Source organism: Pedobacter soli, assembly GCF_900101435.1.
GTDB lineage: Bacteria > Bacteroidota > Bacteroidia > Sphingobacteriales > Sphingobacteriaceae > Pedobacter > Pedobacter soli.
Genome location: NZ_FMZH01000002.1, coordinates 284,039 through 310,882 on the forward strand (window position 1 = coordinate 284,039; position 26,844 = coordinate 310,882).

Below are 26,844 nucleotides of genomic sequence, written 5' to 3' on the forward strand. Positions count from 1 at the left end.
CTCAAGATATATGCTTAAAAAAGAAACTTTAAACTTTATAAAAGATGTTGCTGAAAACAATAACCGCGAATGGTTTGCAGCTAACAAAGATGTATACGAAGCAGCAAAGGAAGATGCTTTAGCACTGGCAGCAGCCATTATACCCGAACTAGCTAAAATAGACCCAATCCTTTCGGCAGAGGCTGACCCCAAAAAAACGCTTTTGCGCATTTACCGCGATGTGCGTTTCAGTAAAAACAAAGATCCTTATAAAAATAACTATGGCATGTGGTTCTCTACTAAAAAGGGAGGCAACGAACCTGGATATTACCTGCACATACAACCCGGAAAGAGCTTCGTTGCCGGAGGTTACTGGATGCCGGATGTGCCACACCTAAAACTCATCAGACAGGAAATCGATTATAACGCCGAAGACTTTAAGGCCATTATTAACGAAAAGGAATTTAAGAAAAACTTTAAACTGGGAGTTGATAATGCACTTAAAAATGCCCCTAAAGGATACGATCCGGCCGATCCGAATATTGAATTGTTGAAATTAAAAAGCTTTGAAGCAACGATGCAAATCGATGATGAAGAATTTTTTAAACCGAATTTCGTTAATAAGTTGATAAGTTCTTTTAAAACCGTACAACCTTTAGTTGCATTTTTACGAAACGCTATTGAACAGTAGTTAATTAACAGTTAGCAGTAAACAGTTAGCAGTTGTCAGTTTTTAATAACCAATACTCAATAACCAATTATGAAAAAGTAATTAGAAGCTTTAATCTTGATACTTGCTACATAATACTTGCTACATAATACCCAATACGCAATAACCTTACTCTTGAAAATAAAAAAATGAAAAACACCTTTCTTGCCTTTGCCTTTCTCCTCGTTATTTCTTCGCTTACTTCCTGTGTAGTACTCTCGCCTAAAAAGTATAAAGCATTACTTGGTACAAAAGATTCGCTGTATACTGCCTTTAACGAGGGTTTGATTAAAATTGAAAACCTCGAAAAAGAAGTAAACAGGCTAAAGAAAGATACCACTTTGATGGCAGAAGAACTTCGCGATTTGCAGAACAGTTACAACACCGTTGATGCGAATTATAAAAAACTAAAAAGCAATTCATCATCAGAAATTACCAAACTATCTGGCGATCTGGCAGCCCGCGAAAAACGCCTTAAAGAAGTAGAAGAAGTGCTGCGTAAACGCGATGAAGCAACCAATGCGCTTAAAGAAAAATTACAGCAGGCTTTACTTGGCTTTACCAAAAGCGGCTTAACGGTTGAAATTAAAAACGGAAAGGTTTATGTGTCCTTAACCGATAAACTCTTATTCCCGTCAGGAAGTATTATTATCGATGAAAAAGGTAAACAGGCCCTTACCCAACTGGCCAATGTATTAAAACAACAGCCCGAAATTAATATTGCGGTTGAAGGCCATACCGATAACCAGAAAATAAATAACTTGGGCCAGATTAAGGATAACTGGGATTTAAGTGTGTTGAGGGCTACTTCGGTTGTGCGTTACCTTACTGAAAACGAGAAGGTAGAAAGTGTTAGGATGACTGCTACGGGTAAAGGCGAATTCCAGCCATTGGGTTCAAATGCAAATGCTGATGGAAGAAGTAAAAACAGAAGGATTGAAATTGTACTCTCGCCAAAACTGGATGAACTTTACAACCTGATTAAATAATATATTGAGTCGAAAGCCTCAATTTCGGAGTCGGTTAACTGATTTGGCAACATACAGTTAACCGATTTTTTATTTTACAATTAACCTTAAGCCATTAATAATTATAGGTTTTGGTGACGGCGATAAGATTTTAAAATCTTAAAGGTATGCTCAAATTCACTGCCGCTCAGGTTGGCATAATCAGGCATAGAAAGTTTGTGTACCGTTAAAAAATTAAGCAGTTCCTTAATTACATTCGATACTTCTTCGGCGTCTTCAGTGTGTTTCAAGGTGTCGATCTTGTTGAGCAGGAGCGAAATCTCAAACATTTTAAAATCATTTTTACTGGTTAACTCAAGTCCAATGTTGGCTTCTATCAACGCCTGCTCATAGTTATGTGTGGCGCTGTAAAAATTAGCTTTAAAAACATTAAAGCTTGCCAGTATAAAGCTCGTGTAATAGGTATAATCGCTGGTAATAATCTTATCTACAAACTGGATAATGCGCTGTGCCTTTTTAAAATAATTGAGTTTGATATAGGTTTGTCCCAGATGGATGAGCAGAAAAGGCGAAAATACCGAGTGGCGTAAATAAAAAAGATTCGGATACTTGCTTAATATGGCCATAATAAAACGGTGACATTCAGCATAGCTCTTTTGAGAGAACAGCAAAATCAACACCATTCGGTAAGATAAAACTTCAGCAGAAGTCATTTCCTCATTTTTGCGCGGTGTACTGCGATCTATATCCTGGCAAAGCCTGATAATTTTTTCTTCGAGGGTTTTGCTGTCGCCAGGCTTATTAGCCAGGTTATTGTAGAAATAAAGGATTAAATCGTAGGGGTTAATCGGGAAAAGCTCATTTAACCGCTTATAAGTTCTTTTAAGCGACTGCATGGTATTGGCCAGGGCATTTTTATCTACATCGATCAGGTTAACATTGCATTCGATTACATGCAGCATGATCTGTATATCCTCATTGAGTACATTTTCAGAAATTGTTTTTACCGTTTCTTTGTACAGCCGGCTCATTGTCCGTCCGGTAGCCATAATATCGATAAAATCCATTCCAATACTTAACTTGTTAAAGTTAGAATTGGTTTTGCCCAGCTCAAATTTAGAGACGTAGCAGATAAAATCAAAAGCATTGTTTTTTTCGGTGTTGCTGAATGGCAGCCTGAAAATGTTTTTGAGGGCTGCAATTTCGTTGCGGTTAATACAAAAGCGGATTGACCAGTTTAAAATGTGGTAACGGAGACTGCTCTGAACCGTGAAATTGTTTAAAATGTATTCAAAAAATGACTGATCGGGTTTGTATGCAAACTTATCCGTTATTTGTATAAACAGAAAATAGGTGTAAATATCATCGTTCAAAAACCGCACAATTTCAGTGGGAATGGCGGTGCTTAATCTTTTTTCTTCTATAATAATACCTGCATGTAAAAGTTCTTCATATGCATCGGGATAACAGTTAATATAACTCAGTATTTTTTCTTTCGATACCCTTAGTTTTTTGCTTCCTTCAGAGATAGAATCGCTTATTTTCTTAAGGAGGAATATTTTTTCGGTACTTTTCTTAGCCAGAAATACACGTCTTTCCAGAAAATAATTAATCAGTTCGTAACAAAGCAATGGATTATTGAGCTCGAGATGGTGGTTTTCTTCTTTAAGCTTAAAATAAATCTGTAACCAGAATGGGGTTTTAAACTGGGTTAAGAGGGGAGGGCTAACATCTGCTTTATTGATTACTTTATTCTCGATATGGCTGAGGGTATAGAGTACTTCTTCGGTATTGAGAGATGGAACGTTGCTTAAGGTGTCGTCATCGTAAAAAAGACCCGTATACCACGATTTGGTTAACGATGCCGATCCGTAAATGGCGGGCTGGAGATTAATCCAGCTATTCGTTCGGAGTGCGAAAACGAGTTTAACAAAATTATTCTCTTCAATACTATATAAAAAATCGATAAACGTTTTAAAATAATTGCTTTTGGTTAAATGTTCGTCAATGCCATCCACAATAATCACAAAGCGCCCTTCGCGTTTATCGGGGTTCTTTTTAAAAAAGCCAATCAGTTCGGTAAGGCTGTTAAATTTAAATTCTTTTAAAAACCATTCTTTTAAAGTGCTTCCCGTTTGAATAATGGTGTTAATACTGGTCGAATTAACCATTAAAACGATATCATTTTTATAAAGAGCATTTTCTGAGAGGAAAAAATACTCGATCATGTGCGATAGTAATATCGATTTGCCCTGCCCTGGCTGCGCACTGATGGTGGTAAACTGATAATTGTTTTTTAAAAAATAATCGAAATCCGGAAAAAAGAAACTGCGGTTAGCGGTTGCATTAAAGGGAACGCCAGAGTTATTTTTATTGGCAATTAAAGATACTTCGGTAATGGCGTGTGTCTTTAATTTTAAATCCTGCCAGATGCTTTGTACAGAGGTTGTCTGATTTTCTTTGTCTTTGCAAAACGAATCCCAGTCGTTGTAGCCGATATATTGTGATAAGCTGTTTAAAGTAAAAAGCGAAAATTTATGTAACGTATTGGCGAAGCCAAAGAAGCGTTTTATGGTAGTTTCGCTTACATAATTCTTGGTTTCCTGAAATACATACTCAGAAATGATCTTACAATGCGCAGGATCGATATTTCTCAAGCCTGATTTTATAAGGACAAACTTCCTAAGTTCAATAAGGAGATCGTTAGCATTCATGAATTAACGTATGGGGATGACTAACGCTAATGTCATCAAAATTTCACAATTGAGGAAATCTATTCACGAAGAATGCTCGCTATGAATAAAATGAATGGATTGGGTTTGCGGAAAATGAATAGCAATGGATGAAATAGCAACCTGTCCAAGATTTAGATTTGTCATGATTATATAATGCACCTATAAAAACATTTACCTAACGGCAGCATTACCACAACATAGTAAGTCTTCTAAACAACGCCTGACATGATGAAAACTCATACTTTTTCGTCCCGAATAGGGATAATCCGCAATACATGTGTTGCAATCATCATTTTATTAACGCTCTTCTCTTCAAAATCGTATGCGCAAACAAAAGTTTTTGCAAATACTGTATCTGCACAAAACCGTGTGGATAATGCAACAAATGCAACTTTGAACGACAACACTTTTGCTACCGTAAATTCTTATGGTGGTGTTGCTGTTGGTATAGGTAGCTATAGCGGTGAGTTAGAACTCAAATATCCGGCAGCAGTTTCTGCAGGTATTACTTCTTACATCAGGCTTGATTTTGACGGAGATATATTAAACAGGCTACTGGGAGGGAGCCTGGGTGGCTTGCTTGCCAATGTAGGCGGAACTGTTGTACTGGGTAACCACTCTTTCGAGGTTGGCGCCAGAAATGGTGCTACTTCTGTATTAAGCGGGAGCAGCACTGCAGCCTTCTCTGCCGAAAATTTACGATTGGTTAAAGATGCCAATGGTTTCTTTTATGTAGCCATTACGCCAACACAGGCTTATGATAGGGTATATATAAAAGATGTAACCAATGCAGTATTACTCGGCGTATCTAACAATACCAAGGTATATTATGCATTTTATACATCTGGTACCGATCCCTGCGCCCAGGCATTTGCCACGGGATATGAGGGAACAGGAATAACGCTCGATGCGCTTCAGTTGGGTAGCTCAGGTGTTACCAACAGCGAAAGGGCCATTGATGCTGATCCGAATAATTTTTCTCAACTTAGTTTAGGTATACTTGGCGTGGCATCATCCATTAGCCAAAATTTTTATTTTGCAACCCCTTCAAACGTAGGCGATGATATTACGCTTAGACTGAGCTCTACGCCAGCTTTATTGAATGCCGGTGTTTTAAAAAATATTTCAATTACTGCCTATAACGGCAACCAGCAGGTTTATACTTCAACGGTTGATCCGGCTTTGTTAAGCTTAGATTTACTGGGACTGTTAAACAGCGGTCAGCCGGCATCCATTCCATTCACGCCTGGTTCAAATATTGTTTTCGACCGGGTAAAAGTTACCCTTGGTTCGTTGGTTAACTTAAACCTTACACAAACCATTCAGGTTTATGGGGTAACCCGTTCGGCGGGCAGGCCTACTTTTACAGCTCCGGCAAGTAATGCCATAGCTGCATGTTACAATACACCTGTTGCTTTACAGGCAACTACACTAAGCGCAAACGAACTGATCTGGTACGATGCGATAGAAGGAGGAACTGCCTTACAAACGGTTGCATATAACGGTACTTTTACCACACCGGCCTTAACTGCAAATAAAACTTATTATGTTTCGGCCCGCAGGGTAGGTTGTACTGCAGAGTCGGTTAGGGTACCAGTTGTAATTACGGTAAACCCGCAGATTATTTTTAACGGATCGACCTTAACCAATGCCACTGCAGGCTTTGCCTATGCTAAACAACTGGATGTGGCCACAGGTGGTACACCAGGTTATACCTATGCCTTAGCAGCCGGCAGTACTTTGCCCGCTGGTTTAAGTTTATCGGCAAGTGGTGCAATAACCGGAACACCAAGTGTGCCGAATACCTACACTTTTTCTGTTGTAGCAAAAGATACTAAAAACTGTACCGCAACTGCAACTTATACTTTAACTGTTACTGCAACTTTAGCCCTTACACCAGGTGCTTTGCCAGAAGGTGTAACCGGAACAGTATATACCACACAAACCATTCCTGCTGCAACAGGCGGAACAGGGCCTTATACTTATTCGGCTACGGGTGTTCCTCCGGGATTAACTTTCAATCCGGCAACAAGAGAAATCAGCGGAACGCCAACCCAACCCGGAATTTATACCATTCCGGTTACGGTTGTTGATGCCAACGGCAATACGCTTACTTCAAACTATACCCTAAAAATTACTGATCCGTTAATTTTACCGGCAGCAACATTGGCTAACGGAACTACCGGGACACCATATACTACGCAGGTTATACCTGCTGCAACGGGAGGTACTACGCCTTATACTTATTCGGCAACAGGACTTCCTCCGGGTTTAACCTTTAATCCATCAACCAGGGCCATTACGGGTACGCCAACAACTGCCGGTATTTATACTGTGCCTGTTACTGTAACTGATGCTGATGGTAAAACCGTAACCACCAATTACAGTATTACGGTTAACAATCCTTTATTGTTACCTGCAGCTACTTTGCCTGATGGAACGGAGGGAGCGGTTTATGCTACGCAAACTTTGCCGGCAGCAACAGGCGGTGTTGGTCCGTATGCTTATGTAGCTACCGATCTTCCGGCAGGCTTAACATTCAACCCGGCAACAAGAGAGCTTACCGGTACACCAACACAGGCAGGTAATTATGCCATTAGTGTTACCGTTACCGACAGCCAGAATACAACAGCAAGCAATACCTATCCGATTAAAGTAAACGGAACATTAAGCTTGCCAACCAAAACTTTACCTAATGGTGTGGTGGGTACAACCTATCCGACACAAACTTTACCAGCTGTAACAGGTGGTACTGCTCCTTATACTTATGCGGCAACCAATCTGCCTCCGGGATTAACATTTAATCCAGCCACGAGAGAAATTAGTGGAACACCAACACAAGGCGGTACTTATAACGTAGCATTAACGGCAACAGATGCCAACGGAAACAAAGCCACTACAACTTATGCCATAACTGTTGGTGTGAATGCACCGGTTGTAGCTTCTGCTACGGTATGTTCGGGTAGTACTGCTACTTTAACGGTAAGCAATTTACAGCCGGGCGTAACCTATAACTGGTACGCTTCAACAGGTAGTACACCACTAGCTACCAATAATAACGGTACTTTTGTAACACCAGCAGTAAATGCCGCAACTGTATTTTACGTTGAAGCCGTTTCCGGAACAGCAGTAAGTACAAGAACGTCCGTTTCGGTTTCGGTTAATCCACCGGCTACGCTGGCAACAGTAACTACCAATAATCAGAATATCAATTCGGGCCAAAGCACAACATTAACTGCAACAGCCGATGCCGGCAATACCATTGCCTGGTTTGATGCCCCAACAGCCGGAACACAGGTTGGAACCGGAAACTCGTTCACAACGCCTGCTTTAACAGCATCTAAAACTTATTATATTGAAACAACCAGTTCAAGCGGTTGTAAAAGCGCGAGTCGTGTAGCAGTAACCGTTACCGTAATTAACGGTGGTGGTGCAACTGCATGTAACGCGGCAAACTCACAAAATTCGGGTATAAACGGCGTTTGTTTATTGTGCGGAATTACCGGTGCCGGAAATTCTACTGATGCCGATGCAACTAACTTTACCAGAATCAATCTAGCAGTAGGTGTAGGTGCAACAGGTTACCAACAGTTAATTTTCCCTGCGGCTGGTGTAGCTACCGATAGCATCCGTTTAGATTTGGCTTTACCAAGCGGCCTTGCCGATGTTGGTTTGCTAAACAATATTACGGTTACGGTGTATAACGGTACAACAGTAGTAAAAACTACACAAATCAGTTCATCATTATTAAACCTTCAGCTTTTATCGGCTAACCGTTTTGCGGCAACTGTTGCAGCGGGTGGCGTATACGATAGGGTACAGGTAAGCTTCGGTGCCGTAGTTTCGGCATTAAGCAGTTTAGATATTTATGGAGCGACTGTAGTTTATCCGAACCCGACCTTTATTTCGGGGGCACAAACTATTTGCTCGGGTGGTACTGCAGCATTAAGTGCAACAGCAAACGGTGGTACTACTTTAGCCTGGTTCGATGCACCAACAGGTGGCACACAGGTTGGTACCGGAGCAAATTTTACTACTCCGGCTTTAACCACTACCACTACTTATTATGTACAGGTAAGCAAAGGCAGTTGCTCAAATACAACCAGAGTACCGGTTACCGTAACGGTTAACCCGGCAATTGTATTTGCAGGCACCACTTTAACCAATGCTACAATTGCATCGGCTTACAGCAAACAGCTTCCGGTTGCAACAGGTGGTACACCAGGTTATACTTATGCATTGGCAGCAGGCAGTACTTTGCCAGCTGGTTTAACCTTATCGCCAGGTGGTTTAGTAAGCGGAACACCAGCTGCTACGGGCAACCCAACTTTTGATGTGGTGGTTACCGATAGCAAAAATTGTACGGCAACAGCTACTTTCGCCTTAACAGTAACACCTGCGCTGGCATTAGCTCCTGGAGCATTGCCTAATGGCGTAACAGGTACAGCCTATACCACAAACGGAATTCCGGCTGCAACAGGTGGCACGGGTCCATATAATTATTCGGCCACAGGTTTGCCTCCGGGTTTAACCTTTAACCCTGCCACAAGAGAAATTACAGGTACGCCAACACAAATTGGAACCTTTACTATACCGGTTACTGTAACTGATGCCAATGGCAATACCATTACTTCAAGTTATACCTTAAAAGTAACCGATCCGCTGGTATTACCTGCAGCAACTTTAGCTAACGGAACTACCGGAACGGTTTATCCAACACAAACTATTCCATCGGCAACTGGCGGCTCATCGCCATACACTTATGCCGCTACTGGTCTTCCTGCCGGATTAACCTTTAACCCTGCAACAAGAGAAATCACCGGTACTCCAACAACCGCCGGAACTTTCACAGTGCCGGTAACGGTTACCGATGCTGATGGAAAAACAGTAACAACCAACTATAGCATTACGGTGGTTAATCCGCTATTGTTGCCAGCAGCAACCCTGCCTGATGGAACAGAGGGAACAGTTTATGCCACTCAAACTTTACCAGCAGCAACAGGTGGCGTTGGTCCATATACTTACGTAGGTGCGAATTTACCAGCCGGCTTAACTTTTGATCCTGCTACAAGAACCATTTCTGGTACACCTACACAAGCCGGAAATTATTCGGTTGGTGTTACCGTTACGGATAGCGAGGGCAGAACTGCAAGTAATACCTATGCATTAAAAGTAATTGGTGTATTATCATTACCAGGTGCAACCTTGCCAAACGGTGTGGTAGGTACAGCCTATCCAACGCAAACTTTACCAGCTGTAACAGGCGGTACTGCACCATATACGTATTTAGCAACAGGCCTTCCTCCGGGATTAAGCTTTAATACTGCAACAAGAGAAATTACAGGTACACCAACATTAGGTGGAAACTATACCATTTCATTAACGGCTACTGATGCAAACGGAAACAAAGCCACAACGGCTTACAGCTTAACCGTTACGGTTAATGCACCTGTGGTAGCAGCAGCAACAGTTTGTGCCGGCAGTCCGGCTACCTTAAGTGTTAGCAATCTGCAGGCAGGTGTAACCTATAACTGGTATGCTTCAACCGGAAGTACGCCATTGGCAACCAATAACAATGGTACTTTTGTAACCCCGGCAATTACTTCAGCAACTGTATTTTATGTAGAAGCGGTATCTGGAACTGCAGTAAGTTCAAGAACTGCAGTAAATGTTTCGGTTAACCCTGCTGCAACTTTGGCAACGGTTACTACCAACAGCCAGGTAATTAACAGCGGTCAGTCTACTACTTTACTGGCTACTGCCGATGCAGGTAACACCATTCAATGGTACGATGCCGCTACCGGTGGAAACCAGGTAGGTGCAGGTACTTCGTTTACTACTCCGGCCTTAACTACCAATACAACTTACTACGTAGAAACAACCAGCAGCAATGGTTGTAAGAGCGCAAGCCGCGTAGCGGTAACCGTTACTGTTTTAAATGGTGGCGGTGGAACAGCTTGTAATGCTGCAAACGCACAAAACTCGGGTATTAACGGGATTTGTTTACTGTGCGGAATTACCGGTGCAGGAAACTCTACCGATGCTGATGCGAGCAACTTTACCAGAATATCACTTGCGGTAGGTGTTGGTGCTTCGGGTTACCAACAATTAATATTCCCATCGGCCGGGGTAGCTACCGATAGTGTACGTTTAGACTTAGCCTTGCCAGGTGGCCTACTAGATTTAACGGCCTTAGGTAATGTTACCGTAAATATTATGAACGGAACTACAGTAGTTAGAACGGTTCAGCTTAATTCATCATTATTAAATCTTCAATTACTTTCGGGTAATCGCTTCGCTGCAACTTTAGCTGCGGGTGGCGTTTACGATAGGGTACAGGTTAGCTTCGGCGGATTGGTTTCGGCTGTAACCAGCCTGGATGTGTACGGCGCTACAGTTGTATATCCTAACCCAACTATAACCGCTGGCTCACAAACCATTTGTGCGGGTAGTACGGCTTCATTGGCAGCAACTGCAAATGGTGGTACTACACTGGCCTGGTACGATGCTCCAACAGGCGGCACTAAACTAGGTGATGGCGAAACCTTTACTACACCAGCCTTAACAGCCACTACTACTTACTACATTGAAGTAAGCAAAGGTACTTGTCCAAATCCAACACGTGTTCCGGTAACTGTAACGGTAACACCAGCGCTTCCAACACCAGTATTGGCTACTATTGTAAATGTTTGTGAAGGTTCTTCGGCAACTTTATCGGTTGCTAACCCAGATGCTGCAATAACTTACAAATGGTACGATGCGGCTGTAGCGGGTAACCTGGTATTTACAGGTGCAGTTTTCCAAACACCAGCTTTAACTACCGCTACTACTTATTATGTAGAAGCATCGCAGGGTAACTGTACCAGTGCTGCACGTGCTGCGGCTGCGGTATCGGTAAACCCTCGTCCGGGATTACCAGTAGTAACTGCCAGCTCATCAACAGTAAGTGCTGGTCAGACTGCTATTTTAACCGCAACTTCGGCTGATGCAACCAATACATTTAACTGGTATACTTCAGCAGCAGCTACTACGCCGGTATATACAGGTGCTACTTATGTAACACCGCCATTAATGGCAACCACAACCTACTACGTAGAATCGGTTTCAACCAATGGTTGTGCATCGGCTACGCGTGTACAGATTACCATTACGGTTGATGGCAACGGATCTCCAAATCCGGTTCCATGCGAGGCTGCAACCACTCAGGTTAACGGTGTTACTGGTGTAGCTTTATTATCAGGTGTGTTTAACCCTACATTGGCTATCGATAACGATACGCAGACTGCTTCATCACTGGTAATGCCGGTAGGTGTTTTAGGCGCATCAGTTTACCAAAGAGTTGGTTTTGGTTCATTATCCAGCGTTGGCGATACCGTACGTGTATTGGTATCATCGCCAGGCAAACTATTATCACTTTCGTTATTGGGCAATGCATCAATCACTACGTTTGTTGGCAGCAACAGCAATGGCGATTCGAAATTGTTGAACGATAACGTACTAAATATTCAATTGTTAAGCGGTAATACACAGGCTTTAGTCACTTTTGCGCCAACAACAGTGTTTGATGGTGTAGAAGTTAGATTAAACTCTGGAATATTGGGTGCCTTAACCTCAATAAACTTAAATTATGCACAACGGATATTGGTTGCACCAACAGTAACTGCGGCTAATGTTACAGCTTGTGTGGGCGCTACAACCCAATTGCAGGTAAGTAATCCATCGGCAGGCTTAACCTACAGATGGTACGATGCTACCGGTACTTATTTGACTGGTAAAGATGGCATTATATTTACCACTCCGGTTTTAACAGGCGATACTAAATTCTATGTTGCCGCAGTTTCTCCAACGGGTTGTGTGAGCTACAAAACAGTGGTTAATATCACTACTAACCCAGCTCCGGTAACACCTGATCTACTTTCGACGCTGGTAAATACCTGTCCGAATACCTCGGTTACCTTCCAGGTTAAAAATCCGGTTGTAGGTACAACTTATAACTGGTATGATAGTGCAACATCGAATACGGTATTATTTACCGGCGATAACTTTACCACGCCATTAATTACTGCAAATACCAGCTATTTTGTTGCTGCGGTAAATAGCTGTGGTACTTCATCAACCAGAACTGAAGGTAAGATTGTACTGGGTACGATAGATATTCCGGTAATTACGCCGCCATCGATCACCATCAGCGAAGGCTCAGTTGCTGTATTAAAAGCAACTTCGAGCACAGCAGGTGCAACCATTAACTGGTACACAACTGCAAATGGAGTAGTACCTGTATTTACCGGCGAAACTTTTGTAACGCCACAATTAACGGCTACTACAACTTATTATGTAGAGGCAACTGTTGCAGGTGGTTGTACAGCTACCAGCAGAGCCACTGTTACCGTTACGGTTATTCCTAACGGTACACCAGTTACTACCCCTTGCGGTGCTGCAACAACAACTGTGGCCAGCGGTGTAACAGGTGTGGCTGTTTTAGCGGGTGTTTTCAACCCAACTTATGCGGTTGATAATGATGTGAATACAGGATCGAGCCTGGTTATCCCGGCAGGTCTGTTAGGTGCGTCTGTTTATCATCAGGTTGGTTTTACCGGACTATCGAATGTAGGCGATACCTTAAGAGTGAAAATTACTACCCCTGGCACATTGCTTTCAGTTGCAGTATTGCCAAACTTAACGGTAACTACTTTCCAGGGAACCACCAGCAACAACGATGCAGTTTCGGTATCTAATCCTTTAATCAGCTTAAAATTATTAGCAGGTGGAACTTCAGCTATATTAAGCTTTGTTCCAACCAGTAAATTCGACGGTGTAGAACTGCGATTGAGCTCAGGTTTATTGGGTGCATTAACTTCAGTTAATTTAGATTATGCACAACGTGTAATTACTACACCTACAGTAACATCAGCTACAGCAACTGCGTGTCAGGGCTCATCGGCCACCTTAGGTGTGCAGAATCCACAGGCGGGTGTAGTGTACAAATGGTACTTAGGTTCAACTTACCAGGCCGGAAAAGATGGTGCAACTTTCACCACCGATCCGACATTAACTGCTGGTACTTATACTTATTCGGTAACAGCAACAGCTAATGGTTGCGAAACTGTTGGCGCCAAAGTGGTTGTAACCATATTGCCTCCGGCAGCACCTCCAATTGCTTCAACTACTAACCCGGCTACAACTTGTATCGGCACACCTGCAACCTTAAGTGTTCAGGCTGTTGCAGGTATTACCTATAATTGGTACGATGCCGCTGTAGCTGGAAACATGCTGGTTACAAACAACAGCAGCTTTACTACTCCTGCATCTCTTGCAGTTGGTCCGCACGATTATTATGTAGAAGCTGTAAGCGGAGCGGGTTGTACCAACCCAACCCGTACCAAAGTTTCTATTACGGTTAATCCTTCAGCAACTGCTGCCGATTTAACTGTAACCGGAACAACATCATTGTGTGCTTCGGGTACGGCAGTATTAACTGCTGCCAGCACAACAGTAACCAGTCCGGTGTTTACCTGGTACAGCGATGCTGCCTTAACACAAGTGGTTAATGTGGGCGCGGTATTTAACACACCAGCCATTACGGTTACCACTAAATACTATGTTACCGTTAGCGGTACAAATAAATGTGCAAATGCCCCAGGTAATGCAAAAGAGGTTACCGTTACCGTTAACCCGGTTGCTGGTCCGACTGATATTAATTTAGCTGGAACAAGCACCATTTGCGGTGGTTCTACAGTAACCTTAACGGCTAGCAGCACTACGGTTACCAACCCAATATTTACCTGGTACAGCGATGCAGCATTAACTACGGTTGTAAACACAGGTGCAAGCTTTATTACGCCTGCACTTAATGCAACTACCACTTATTATGTAACTGTAAAAGGCGATAACAAGTGCGAGAATACAGCTGCTACAGCAAAATCGATTACAATTACTGTTAATCCACAAGCTACAGATTCGGATATTGCTATTAACGGTATAACTTCAATCTGTAAAGGATCTACAGCAGCACTGTCTGCTTCGACAACAACTGTAATTAACCCGGTATTTACCTGGTACAGTGATGCAGCATTAACAACAGTGGCTTATGTAGGTGCAAGCTTTACTACACCGGCATTAAACGCAACTACTACTTACTATGTAACTGTAAGGGGCGATAATAAATGTGAGAATTTACCGGCTAACGCTAAAGTGGTTACGGTAACAGTTAAAGAGTTTGCTACCGCTGCCGATATTGCAGTGAGCAATGCCCGTATCTGTTCTGGTACTACCGTAATGTTGATGGCTTCGAGCACAACAGTAACGCAACCGGTATTTACCTGGTACAGCGATGCTTCACTAACAAGTGTAGTGTTTACAGGTCCAACATTTACGGTAAACGGCTTAACGGCTACTACGAGTTATTATGTAACCGTTAAAGGTGCCAATAAGTGCGAAAACGGTGCAGCAGATGCAAAGGTAGTAACGGTTACAGTTAATCCTTTGGCAACCTCAACCGATATTATCCTTAATGGAAGTACTGTGGCTTGTGCCGGATCATCGGCTGTGTTGAGTGCAACCTCTCCAACAGTTACCAATCCGGTGTTTACCTGGTACAGCGATGCTGCTTTAACCAATGTAAGTTTCATCGGTGCAAATTATACCACTCCAGCCTTAAACAGCACGACTACTTATTACGTAACGGTTAAGGGTGATAATAAATGCGAAAATGCACCAGGTACAGCAAGGGTGATTACCATTACAGTAAATCCTGTAGCTACAGCAGCCGATATTACGGCAGCCAATGCTACTATCTGTTCAGGTTCTAATACTACCTTGGTAGCCAGTACTACTACAGTTACCAATCCAACCTTTACCTGGTATAACGATGCCAATTTAACATCGGTAGCTTATGTAGGTACATCGTTTGTTACACCAGCATTAACTGCAACCACTACTTACTACGTTACGGTTAGGGGCGATAACAAATGTGAAAATTCAAAAATTACAGTGAAAGTAGTAACCGTAAATGTAAATGCGGCTGCAACTGCTGCCGATATTACCTTATCAACCCCGGCTAAAATCTGTGGTTCTGGTTCGGTAGTAATCAACGCCAGTTCTACCACGGTTACCAGTCCGGTATTTACCTGGTACAACGATGCCTCACTAACCAGTGTAGCATTTACAGGCCCGATATTTACCACGCCAAACTTAACCACTACTACAACTTATTATGTAACGGTTAAAGGCAGCAATAAATGCGAAAACAGTGCGGCTAATGCCAAAGCCGTAACGGTTACGGTTAACCCAATTGCAGTAGCAACGGATATTACCGTAAATGGTTCTACCTCAGTTTGTGCCAATACAGCAGCAACTTTAGCCGCAACCAGCACCACTGTTACTAACCCGGTATTTACCTGGTACAGTGATGCAGCCTTAACTACCGTAGTGTTTACCGGACCGGTATTTGTATCGCCGGCATTAAGCACCAATACCACTTATTATGTAACCGTTAAAGGCGATAACAAATGTGAGAACTCTGCTGCTACGGCAAGATCAGTGAATGTTGTAGTGAACGCCACACCAACTACGCCAACAGTATCAGCTCCTGCAGGTGGTATTTGCGCGGGCGATGCGGCAACTTTAACCATCACTAACATTCAGCCAGGGGTAACTTACCAATGGTATGATGCTGCAACCGGTGGCAACCTGTTATTCTCAGGTACCACATTTAACACAACGGCACTTACCGCCACAACCGATTTCTATGTAATTGCAACCGGAACAGGTGGCTGTACCAACAATGGTGGCAGGGTTAAAGTAACGATTACCGTTAATGCAAAACCAGCTGTTCCTACAGTGGCTTCATCATCGGTAAGTGTTTGTACCGGAAGTCCGGCAGTATTAACGGTTAGCAACCCACAAACAGGAGTTACTTACAATTGGTACACGGCTTCAACCGGTGGATCGCCAGTAGGAACCGGAGTTAACTTTACTACTCCGGCCGTGAATGCGAACGCAACTTACTATGTAGAAGGTGCCAACGGAACCTGTACATCTGCATCAAGAACGCCGGTAAATGTTACCGCCTTGCAAGTACCAGTTGCACCTGCATCGGTAACAGCAGCAAACGGAACACTTTGCGCAGGTAGCTCAACCATATTAACGGTGAACAATCCGGTAACAGGAATAGTTTACAGATGGTACGCTGCAAGCTCTGGTGGTACAGTGTTGGCCGAGGGTATCACTTTTACCACGCCTGCATTAAACGCTACAACTATTTACTACGTAGAAAGTATTGCGGTAGGTGGCTGTGCTAGTCCTAGCCGGACAGCGGTTACAGTAAATGTACTTCCGGTGCTCGATAAACCAGTGGTGGTAGTACAAAGCACTACACCTAATAGTGTAACATTTGGCTGGGCTGCGGTTGCAAATGCAACAGGTTACGAAGTTTCGCTTGATAATGGCTTAACATGGATTAGCCCAACAAGTGGATCAACAGGAACCAGCTATACAGCCCTGGGCTTAAAACCTGATCAAAGTGTTACCATTGTGGTAAGAGCAAAAGGTCAGTTAGATTGCCAAACCAGTGCAAACTCTACTCCGGTTACCGGCAAAGCAGCTAATCCGCTTGGAAACCAGGTGTACATACCAAATGCATTTACGCCAAATAACGATGGTAAAAATGATGTATTCCTAATCTATGGCAATACCATTGCAAGTGCTAAAATGAGCATTTACACCCAGTGGGGACAGTTAATATTCCAGTCAGATAACGTGGCAAACGGATGGGACGGAACCTTTAAAGGAGTTAACCAGCCAATTGGAGTTTACGTGTACATGGTTGAGGTAACCTTTAACGATGGAACAACCACCCTGAAAAAAGGAACAGTAACGCTGATTAGATAAGAAGAGGATTAATAATAAACAGATAAAATCATAGACCATGAAAATATTATCGGCTTTAAAAATATATGTTGCAATGTTCGGATTACTGCTGTGTACAGCAAAATCCTTTGCACAAACCGATCCGCATTTTTCACAATATTATGCTTACCCGTTATGGCTGAACCCAGCCTTAACTGGGGTAATTGATGGCGATTACCGCGGTTCGGTAAATTTTAAGCAACAGTGGAGTGCGTTAAACAGTTCTTTCTTAACCGGAGGTGCCTCGTTTGATATAGCGCCTAAAAAGAACTTTGCTTTTGGTGCAACAGTAATGAACCAAAGGGCAGGGGAGCTCGATTTTAACTACCTCACTGCGCTCGTTTCCGGATCGTACCGTTTACGCTTTGGTGCCGAAGGTTTGCAGATGATCAGTTTCGGCTTACAGGCTGGAATCATTAACCGCAGTTTCGATTTCTCGCAAGCCAGGTTTGGTAACCAGTTTAACCCAATTTCGGGCTACGATGGTGGTATGATGAGTGGCGAAACATTATCGTCACAATCTTCTTTAGTGCCTGATGTTAATGCTGGTGTGATGTTTTTTGATGGTAATCCAAATAAAAGTGTAAACGTTTTCCTGGGCGCCAGTGCTGCACATTTAACCCGCCCAATGGATCGCTTTTCGGGTAGTAATTCAAGAATCCCTGTTCGTGTTATTGCACATGGTGGTGCCAGAATCCGTGCTTCGCAATTGTTGGATATTGTACCAAATGCTTTGGTAATGTATCAGGGAAATACAAATGAGGTTTCGTTAGGTGCTTATGCACAGTTAAATGTTAATCCATCGGCAAATGTTTTGTTTGGCGGTAACTACCGCGCCAAAGATGCTGCAATTGCTTTTGTTGGCTTACAGTTAAAAAACATGGTTTTTGGCTTGAGTTACGATGTCAATACCTCTACTTTTAACCGTGCATCAAATAGCAACGGCGGTTTAGAATTATCCATTTCGCTAATCGGCCGCAACGGAATCATCGGTCCAAACTTCTTTTGTCCACGCTTATAATTATTCTGATGAAATCATCATGGTTTTCGAACCATGATAGCTTCATCACCGTTGAAACCAAATTTAGAAAGATGAAAAAAATATTACTCTTTTTGCTAGTGGCATTTGGCAGTTATGCAAACGCACAGTTTGTGGTAAATTATAAAAAAGTTGCCGATACCTATTTTGAAAATAAGGATTACTATGCGGCCTCTACATTTTATAAAAGAGCCTTAAAAATTACGGGAGATACTACATACGCAATTTTACCCTATGGTAAAGAAAGAAATTCTACTTCCGATAATAGAGCGATAGAAGACTACGAAGGATCGGTTTATAACCTGGCCGAATCGAGCCGTTTATACCGTGAATATAATGAGGCAGAAAAGTACTATGCCGTAGCCATTACTTTTTCCAATACCAAATATAGGAAGGCCCTTTTTTACTACGCAGAAAGTTTACGTGCTAACAAAAAGTTCAATCTCGCTATCGATGCCTTTCAACAGTATATTCAGAGAAATCCTGGCGATGCACTGGCCAAAGAAGCACAGAAAGAAATTGAATCATGCAATTTTGCCATTGAAGAAATGCGTTTTCCCCGTATGGTACAGGTAAAAAAGTTACCCGCTAATTTAAACGGTTTGGGTTCTAACTATGCACCTGTTAAACTGAACAATGAGTTTTATTTTACTTCTTCGCGCCCTATTGCAGTAGCTAGTAAACGCGATTTAGTTAAAACCGATGCAGGTGATGTTCAGGTTTCGACCAAAAGTAACCCTTTCATCAATAACATTTATACTGCTAAAGGAGAATTGAACGGTAGCGATATTGCCGTTAAAATGGTGGATATCAATTTCCCTAAAAATGTAGAAATCGCTGCGCCGGCTTTTTCGCCTAACGGAACTGTAGCTTATTTTACTGCCTGGAAGGACAAAGAAAAATATGGCATTTACAGTTCGAAAAAAACAGGCGATAAGTGGTCAGATCCACAACCTGTTGGTTTGCAGGTAAACAGTAAAGATTTTAATTCAGCTCAACCTTTTGTAACCAGCGATGGTAAGTTCCTGCTATTCTCATCGGATAGGAGTGGAGGTTATGGTAAATTCGATTTATGGTACTGTGCCATCCGCGAAGATGGGTCTTTAGGCCAGGCCGTAAACTTTGGTCCGGCAATTAATACCGCAGATGATGAGCGCGCGCCTTATTACAACAGTTTAACCAAAAAACTTTTGTTTAGTACCGATGGCAGAATTGGTTTCGGTGGCCTCGACTTTTTCGAGTCGGAAGGCGATTTGATTACCTGGTCAACACCAAAAAATTTAGGCTATCCTTTCAACTCATCAAAAGACGATCTTTATTTCACTGCAATTGATGACAGTGGAACGAGAGGTTATATCAGCTCCGATCGCGAATCATCGTGCTGTTTAGAGCTTTTCGAGGTTAAAAAAGAATACCTTTCTATTTCGGGCATTTTAACCGATTGTAAAACCAAAGCACCTTTGGCAGATGCAGCAGTAACCTTAACCAATGCAGAAGGCCCGCAAAAATATACTACAGGTACAGATGGGGTTTACAGGTTTAAAGTAGATTCGAAAAGACCAATTAAATTACTTTTTGCCAAAGACAATTACTTCGCCATTACCCGTAATTACCCTTACGAAGAACTGGCTAAAGCCGATACCTTAATTTATAAAGATTATTGCTTAAGCCCTTTCAAACTGGGTATACCAATGGCTTTGGATAATGTGTATTACGAGTTTAACAGTGCAGAGCTTACCGAGCCTTCTAAAAAAGTACTCGATTTCTTAATCCCGATTATGGAAGACAATCCGGAAATGGAAATCGAATTGGGCTCGCACACCGATAATATCGGAACCGACGAGTATAATCTCGATCTATCAAACAGAAGGGCCAAGTCATGTGTTGATTATCTGGAGAGTAAAGGTATTGCCGCATCACGGATGACTTCTAAAGGTTATGGCGAATCGATGCCGATTGCTCCAAACGAAATAGTGGTAAAACGCAAGAAAAAAGATAACCCCGAAGGCAGGGCGAAAAACAGAAGAACAGAATTTAAAGTAACCAAAAAATAATAAAATTAGCATCCCGGTGAGCCATCTTCTTTTTAGGAGATGGCTTTTTTGTTTTTATAGCCACCCTTTTAAATTAATCTTTGTAATTTTCCGCCTGCCATTTAAAAACAATGAAACTTCAAATCCAACCAACAGTAATTTTTAGAACACCTAAATTTTCATATCAGGCAGAACTTGCTGATTGTTGGGAAGAATTAAAAGAAGCCATTTCCATTTCTTCTGCTGCCTTTTACGAAACCATAAAAGAGGTAAAGGCAAACGAATTGGCAGGTCTTCCACCGAAGATCCAGTTCACCATCTGGAAATACTTTAACAGATCTAAGTTCCGGGCAACCCCTTATGGTACCTTTGCCAGTTTTAGCATCTTAAATAATGCCATTAAGCCAGTGGGTAGCGCTATAGTTATTCAGGAAGCATTACAGCTACGTAAGCTGGTAGATTGGCCACATAAAAATAACATCCGGTTTCAACTTACCGAACTATTCAAAAAAAACTGCATGCTTTTTAGCAATAGCAGTTATTATTTAACGCCAGATAGCATTCGATATATTGCTTGTGCCGATGGAGTGTTCGAACTGGCAGAACTTGACTACGATAATACTGTAAAACAGATTTTAGATGCTTGTTTAGCCCCAATCCGCGTTAACGATCTGGTTAAAACCCTCGAACTGAAAGACACAGAACTTGATGGACTATTTGGTTTATTGCAGGATATGCACGATCTGCAGCTCCTGTTTACCAATTACGATCCGAACATAATTGGTGCCGATTATTTTGAGCGCATTGGCCTTACTGATACTGCAAATCTGCCAAAATACCTTCTGGCACAACGCGAGGTCCAGTCTGGAAATCTGGAAGAACGTTTACTTCAGTCCATTCCGGCATTAGCCAGATTAATGCAGGATATTTTACCTGCTAAAGAGCAAGGCGCCCTTGGGCAGTTTACCACACGTTTTAAAAAGAAATTCGAAGATCAGGAAATTCCGCTATTGGTAGCTTTAGATCCTGAAATGGGCGTAGGTTATGATGAGCTTGAACAGGCGGGGCAAAACGACGATTTTATCGCCAGGCTAAATAACAAACCCTCAAAAAAAGCAACCGAAGGCGAACAGATTAAAACCTTGTTGGGTACAAACCTCTCTCCGCAGGGCTTTGAAAAAGGTAAAACTGTTTTTTTGAATAAACTTTCATTTACACCTAACGAAAAGCCTTTGCTTTTGCCCAATTCGCTAAGTATGATTATGTCTGTTCAGGACGATCTTATTTTTGCCGAACAGATTGGTGGTGCAACTTCGAATGCCCTAACAGGACGGTTTACCATGGCCAGCGCAGCTGTTGAAGATTATACCAGAAGCATTGCCCGAATAGAACAGGAGGCTAACCCCGATGTTTTGTTTTTTGATGTGGCCTATATGGTCGAAACCAATGTTGATAATGTAAACCGCCGGAAACTGATTTATGATCACCAGTTAGCTATCCTGAATTTCGATACCTCAGTTGCTCCGTTAACCTTAAACGATATTCAGCTTGCTGTGCGGGGGAATGAAATAATTTTACGTTCTAAACAGCTAAATAAGCGCCTGGTGCCACGCTTAGCCTCGGCTTATAACTATTCCCGATCAGATCTTTCTGTATTCAGGTTGCTGTGCGATCTGCAGTATCAGGGTTTACAGAGCAACCTTTCCCTACCGCTCGATAGCATATTCCCTGATCTGGATTACTATCCGCGCCTGCAATTCCAGAATATTGTTTTAAGCAACAACAAGTGGAAAATCCAAAAGGAAAAACTGTTGGGGCCTGACAAAAAGTTTTTGCCTGTTACCAACTGCCGGGAATATCTTAAAACAGTTGGGGTGAGCCCTTACTTTAGGACAGGTGTTTCCGATCAGACATTATGTTTCGAACTCGATAGCGATGAAGACTTAACCGCTTTTTTGCAGTACATGCAAAAACAAAGCAGTATTTATGTAGAAGAGATTACTTTCCCTCAGCAAAGTACAGTGGTTGATGAAAAATCGCAACCTTATATTGCCCAGTTTATTTTAAGTCTTACACATAACCAGCAGCGCTATGCCGGAATTACAAGCAGGAGCAAGTCTGCAGCAGTAACCCGTTTTTTCCCGCCGGGTAAAGAATGGTTGTATTTCGAAATTTATACACACCAGCAACGGTCAGATCAGGTTTTGGCCGAAATTATTGCGCCTTACCTGGAAAAGCATGAAGCTGATATCAAAAACTGGTTTTTTATCCGGTATAACGAAAATGGAAATCACATCCGTTTCAGGTTGCAATTAAATGATGAACTTAAAGCACAGCAACTCATTTCAGACCTGATGACAGATCTGGCCGGACTTTTAAACAGTGGCCTGGTATCTGATGTGCAGATTAAAACCTATAAACGCGAACTGGAACGTTACGGAAGTGATAAAATGGAGGATGTAGAAAAGCATTTCGCAGTGGATAGCGATTTTGTGCTATCACTTTTTGAAACTCAACCCGATCATTTCGATAAATATAAGTTGTGTGCTGCTTTGGTATCAACTCTGGGAACTTCAAAAATAATAGACAGGACAAGTCTGTTTAAATTGGTTGGCGGAATTTCCGATGCATTTAACCGCGAACATCATTTAGAGGCTGCTGACTTTAAACAGCTGAACAACCAGTATCAGGAATTCAAAAAAGCCCCGTTTGGTGGGTTAAATGAAAATCAGCAACAAAAATTCAACGCATTATCGGCATCGTTAATTCATATTCTGAAGCAGTGCGATCCTCCAATGCAAGGAAAGCTGTTTAGCGATTTAATGCACATGCATGTTAACAGGCTGTTTAATAAAGATCAGCGCACACATGAAATGGTAATGTATTATTTTCTTTTAAAAGAAATTCAGCGTCAAAATGCAATGGCCCGCTAGCGGTTTAACCTGGCCATTGGATTAACAATATTTACATCAATTTCTGTAATATACCGGTTTAACGGATCCTGATAATACCTGAATACATAGTCTTCGCCATAAAAATTGCTCAGGCGTTTAGCAATATTCTCTATCCCCACATGGTGGCTTTCCGTTTGTTTGCCCTTATTATCATTAATCATGTTAATGGTGGTGATATTCAGGTTGTTGTTCTGGTAAGCAATTTTAATCTGGGCAGGCTGGGTAGAGTGCGAAACATTTCCATGTTTAAAAATGTTCTCTACCAAAGTTAACAAAATAAGGGGTGGAAATCTCAGTCCAAATAAATCGCCGGTTACATCAAGTTCGAGGTTAATGTTGTTGGCTGTACGGAGTTTATGCAGGTTAATCAGGTGTTCAATCTGCTCAATCTCTTCACTTAAAGGCACTACCTCCGATGCTTCAGGCCGTTTAAGGGCGTAGCGCATCATTTCGGCAAGGTTCATAATGGCATCGGCTGCCATAGGGGCCTTTTTACGGGCATCGTTATAGATGAAATTTAGGGTATTAAATAAAAAGTGCGGATTAATCTGGCTCCGCAGGTAATTGTTCTGCGATTGTATCAGGTCGTTTTCCAATGCCTGTTTTTCAATTTGGGTAACCAGGTTCTGTCTTTCGAGGGCTTCTACTTTCTTTTGATCCTGAAATGATTTAACCAGGTAAACATAACCTGTGGCAAAACCAATATAGTAAATAGAACGGTATAAGCAGGAAAGGATAAAGTTACGGCTATCAAAATTTGACATGTCGAATTTTACAATGCCGATCTTTTGAAATGCCAATAACAGCAAAAAGCTTAATGCGATATAAGCTGCACCCATCACCACAATAAGTAATAAAATTTTAAAGAACCTAAACAATTGGTTTTGGCTATTCAATACTTTTTTTAACAAAAATGCATGGGTATAAAACGCCGTAATGTTGGTGGTGTATATGAGGAGGTATGTTCCGGCAGGTCTAAACTGTTTAGCTGTAAAACCTAAAGTAGTTATCTCGTAAACGATGTAAATAATCCAGATAAACAGGTGAAGTTTATACTTTTTATATAATGATTTGATGATTGATAACGTCATTTTTTCGCTTTAAATCTATTAAAATGTGGGTTTTTGTCTACTAAAATTAGGGTTTTGTGTAAAAAAATGGCAGCAGTTTGTTTTCAGCCGCATCTTTACAGAAAATTAATCACAACGATAAATACAAAATTAAAATATATAATATCATGAAAGCTCAACACACTAACACATCAGCTAAACTTGCTAAAAAAACTGTTTTTGTTTATAAAAATATCAAAGCTAAAAACAGTCTTTTTGAAACCACTCCAACCGGAGATCAAAGTCACACTGTTGTAATGACCAGCTGGATCGATGTAATCTAATACCTAATTAATTTTTTCTATAATCTATTTCAAATAATAATATCATGAAAGCTCAACATACTAATACCTCAGCTAAACTTGCTAAAAAACTGTTTTTGTTTATAAAAACATCAAAACTAAAAACAGCCTTTTTGAAACCACGCCAACCGGAGATCAAAGTCACACTGTTGTAATGACCAGCTGGATTGATGTAATCTAATACCTATTTAATTTTTTCTATAATCTATTTCAAATAATAATATCATGAAAGCTCAACATACTAATACATCAGCTAAACTTGCTAAAAAAACTGTTTTTGTTTATAAAAACATCAAAACTAAAAACAGCCTTTTTGAAACCACGCCAACCGGAGATCAAAGTCACACTGTTGTAATGACCAGCTGGATTGATATAATCTAATCAACAATTTAATTTTTTAAATAATCTTCTATATTTTAGTGTCATACCATGAAAGCTCAACAAATAAATACATCGGCTAAACTTTCCAAAAAAACTGTTTTCGTTTATAAAAACGTTAGAGCGCAAAGTAATTTTCAGACTACTCCAACCGGCGATCAAAGTCACACAATAGTAATGACCAGCTGGATCGACGTAATCCTTTAATTACTGATTTCGGTTTGATTTTAATAAGCTGCTTTGAACGTACGCAAAGAAAGCATCTTTATAACCTTCACCAATCTGTATCATTTCATTGTTTACCAAACGGATAATATTGCCATCTACTTTTTTTATGGCGCTTTTGGCAACAATATTTGATTTATTTACCCTGATAAATGCGTGAGTTTCGAGCGCTTTTTCAATCTCCTTTAAAGTAAGGTATGTAGTATGGGTTTCAGATTTGGTAATAATCTGAATATAGTTTTGTAAAGCTTTGATATAAAGGATTTCATCGATCGCAATGTTTGAAAACGCATACTTGTGATCGCCTTTAATGTAAAGGGCAGCAACTTGCTCGGCTTCTCTGGGAGTAGCTTTTGCAGCGTTAGCCTCTTTCTTTAAAATCCGGTCAATGCCTAGTGCAAATTTTGCGAATGAAATAGGTTTAAGTAAGTATTGATCTGATTGTACATCAAATGCTTGCAGGGCATAGTCGGGATGTGCGGTGGTAAATATCAGATATTTAGCTTTCTCTCTGATGTTTTTAGCCAGCTCCAGGCCATTTATACCTGGCATGTCGATATCCATAAACAATAAATCAATCTCATCGTCAATACTAATTTCAGTGAGTGCCTGTACCGGACTGGTAAAAGTCTTAAAAACAGTTAAACCAGGCATTTCGGCAATGTGATCAGTGAGTACCTCAATTGCATGCTGCTCGTCGTCAATAACAACGCATTTTAGATTCATGATTATTAAAATATGTTTGTTCTTATGATTTGTTGCAAGTTAAATAAAAATGCATTCATTTAGCAATTGCGCTTAAAAAAACTTCTACCCTGGTTTATCAGAAAAAACCGGGGGTTTCGTGTAAAATTCTCAGGGGTTCATGTAAAAAACTTACCAGCCCAACTTCTTTTTCTAATCTTTAAACTGTTTGCCAAAAACAAATAATTGGAAGTGTTAAAAAGCTCCCGATGAAAAACATCTGCCTACCCAATCTTGTGTAGCCTGTAGATAAGCTAATTAAAAACAGGCCATACAATGCTGGGTTAGAAATTAAAAGAATTGAAAACAATAAAAAGATTTAAATAATACCGAGAAACAAGAAAATATTCCCCTACATCTATCTTCCTCCAAAATGAAACACAACGAATACGAGTATTTACTTAATAAAATCTACTACAACGGCATCCTTAAAAAACAAGGAATGAACGCAGATATTTATCAGAGAATGCAGAACGAATACAGCAATCTTGATATGAAAAATATGGTAGAGGGCAAGCTGGATAGCGAATATGCTTTCAGAAAATCTTTCCTGGTTGTGCGTAACTATGTACAACAAGCCATCAAAGATGGAATGAAGAGTTTTCAGTTCACCATGCGTGCCGGTGATATTACTAAGCTTACTTATATGGTTGATATGTTGAACAGGAATTTTTTCGATAAACAAAGTTTAGATCAGATTATCATCACTGCTAATTCGGTATTCAGTCAATATAATTTAAAAAATTAATTACCAATAAGATAT

Annotated in this window: 12 protein-coding genes; 9 read left to right on the forward strand and 3 right to left on the reverse strand. The window is 41.2% G+C overall.

Annotation, left to right across the window (positions count from 1 at the left end):
* The first annotated feature begins 10 nt into the window (after window positions 1–10).
* Together BLR37_RS05205 and BLR37_RS05210 are read left to right on the forward strand one after the other, a co-directional pair.
* Window positions 11–670: a DUF2461 domain-containing protein gene (locus BLR37_RS05205; protein ID WP_090765510.1), complete on the forward strand. Its 660-nt coding sequence runs from the start codon at window positions 11–13 to the stop codon at window positions 668–670.
* A 167-nt stretch (window positions 671–837) separates the two neighbouring features.
* A complete protein-coding gene (locus BLR37_RS05210) occupies window positions 838–1,677 on the forward strand; it encodes an OmpA/MotB family protein (RefSeq protein WP_090765513.1) in 840 nt (279 codons plus the stop codon).
* Between the two features lie 101 nt (window positions 1,678–1,778).
* Here BLR37_RS05210 and BLR37_RS05215 read toward each other — a convergent pair whose 3' ends face one another.
* Window positions 1,779–4,313: an NACHT domain-containing protein gene (locus BLR37_RS05215; RefSeq protein ID WP_143009535.1), complete on the reverse strand. Its 2,535-nt coding sequence runs from the start codon at window positions 4,311–4,313 to the stop codon at window positions 1,779–1,781.
* A 303-nt stretch (window positions 4,314–4,616) separates the two neighbouring features.
* Between BLR37_RS05215 and BLR37_RS05220 the strand changes: the two genes are divergently transcribed.
* From BLR37_RS05220 to BLR37_RS05235, 4 genes are all read left to right on the forward strand, one after another.
* Entirely contained in the window at window positions 4,617–17,279 is a 12,663-nt protein-coding gene (locus BLR37_RS05220; RefSeq protein ID WP_090765519.1) for a gliding motility-associated C-terminal domain-containing protein, read from the forward strand.
* Window positions 17,280–17,316: 37 nt separating this feature from the next.
* A complete protein-coding gene (locus BLR37_RS05225) occupies window positions 17,317–18,318 on the forward strand; it encodes a PorP/SprF family type IX secretion system membrane protein (protein ID WP_090765522.1) in 1,002 nt (333 codons plus the stop codon).
* A gap of 71 nt (window positions 18,319–18,389) precedes the next feature.
* On the forward strand, window positions 18,390–20,390 hold the full coding sequence (locus tag BLR37_RS05230; RefSeq protein WP_090766514.1) for an OmpA family protein: 2,001 nt from the start codon (window positions 18,390–18,392) through the stop codon (window positions 20,388–20,390).
* A gap of 110 nt (window positions 20,391–20,500) precedes the next feature.
* The gene (locus tag BLR37_RS05235; protein ID WP_090765525.1) at window positions 20,501–23,302 is read left to right on the forward strand and encodes a lantibiotic dehydratase; all 2,802 of its coding nucleotides are present in this window, start codon (window positions 20,501–20,503) and stop codon (window positions 23,300–23,302) included.
* On the opposite strand, the gene BLR37_RS05240 is transcribed toward BLR37_RS05235, so the two are convergent.
* Window positions 23,299–24,414: a sensor histidine kinase gene (locus BLR37_RS05240; protein WP_090765528.1), complete on the reverse strand. Its 1,116-nt coding sequence runs from the start codon at window positions 24,412–24,414 to the stop codon at window positions 23,299–23,301. The genes BLR37_RS05235 and BLR37_RS05240 overlap by 4 nt on opposite strands.
* Window positions 24,415–24,560: 146 nt before the next feature.
* Here BLR37_RS05240 and BLR37_RS25260 point away from each other — a divergent pair, with 146 nt between their 5' ends.
* The gene (locus BLR37_RS25260) at window positions 24,561–24,716 is read left to right on the forward strand and encodes a hypothetical protein (protein WP_156131378.1); all 156 of its coding nucleotides are present in this window, start codon (window positions 24,561–24,563) and stop codon (window positions 24,714–24,716) included.
* 243 nt (window positions 24,717–24,959) lie between these two features.
* Window positions 24,960–25,115 (forward strand): hypothetical protein, encoded by a 156-nt coding sequence (locus BLR37_RS25265; RefSeq protein ID WP_156131379.1) that lies wholly within the window; start codon window positions 24,960–24,962, stop codon window positions 25,113–25,115.
* 204 nt (window positions 25,116–25,319) lie between these two features.
* Here BLR37_RS25265 and BLR37_RS05250 read toward each other — a convergent pair whose 3' ends face one another.
* On the reverse strand, window positions 25,320–26,063 hold the full coding sequence (locus tag BLR37_RS05250; protein ID WP_090765534.1) for a LytR/AlgR family response regulator transcription factor: 744 nt from the start codon (window positions 26,061–26,063) through the stop codon (window positions 25,320–25,322).
* A 391-nt stretch (window positions 26,064–26,454) separates the two neighbouring features.
* On the opposite strand from BLR37_RS05250, the gene BLR37_RS05255 reads away from it, so the two are divergent.
* Window positions 26,455–26,829 carry a hypothetical protein gene (locus BLR37_RS05255; protein ID WP_090765539.1) on the forward strand — a complete coding sequence of 125 codons (375 nt, stop codon included), beginning with the start codon at window positions 26,455–26,457 and terminating at the stop codon, window positions 26,827–26,829.
* Window positions 26,830–26,844 lie beyond the last annotated feature (15 nt).

Coding starts and splice junctions, on each gene's coding strand:
- BLR37_RS05230 (WP_090766514.1), top strand. CDS start 18,390: ATGAAAAAAATATTACTCTTTTTGCTAGTGGCATTTGGCAGTTATGCA.
- BLR37_RS25265 (WP_156131379.1), top strand. CDS start 24,960: ATGAAAGCTCAACATACTAATACATCAGCTAAACTTGCTAAAAAAACT.
- BLR37_RS05235 (WP_090765525.1), top strand. CDS start 20,501: ATGAAACTTCAAATCCAACCAACAGTAATTTTTAGAACACCTAAATTT.
- BLR37_RS05205 (WP_090765510.1), top strand. CDS start 11: ATGCTTAAAAAAGAAACTTTAAACTTTATAAAAGATGTTGCTGAAAAC.
- BLR37_RS05240 (WP_090765528.1), bottom strand. CDS start 24,414: ATGACGTTATCAATCATCAAATCATTATATAAAAAGTATAAACTTCAC.
- BLR37_RS05255 (WP_090765539.1), top strand. CDS start 26,455: ATGAAACACAACGAATACGAGTATTTACTTAATAAAATCTACTACAAC.
- BLR37_RS05225 (WP_090765522.1), top strand. CDS start 17,317: ATGAAAATATTATCGGCTTTAAAAATATATGTTGCAATGTTCGGATTA.
- BLR37_RS05220 (WP_090765519.1), top strand. CDS start 4,617: ATGATGAAAACTCATACTTTTTCGTCCCGAATAGGGATAATCCGCAAT.
- BLR37_RS05250 (WP_090765534.1), bottom strand. CDS start 26,063: ATGAATCTAAAATGCGTTGTTATTGACGACGAGCAGCATGCAATTGAG.
- BLR37_RS25260 (WP_156131378.1), top strand. CDS start 24,561: ATGAAAGCTCAACACACTAACACATCAGCTAAACTTGCTAAAAAAACT.
- BLR37_RS05210 (WP_090765513.1), top strand. CDS start 838: ATGAAAAACACCTTTCTTGCCTTTGCCTTTCTCCTCGTTATTTCTTCG.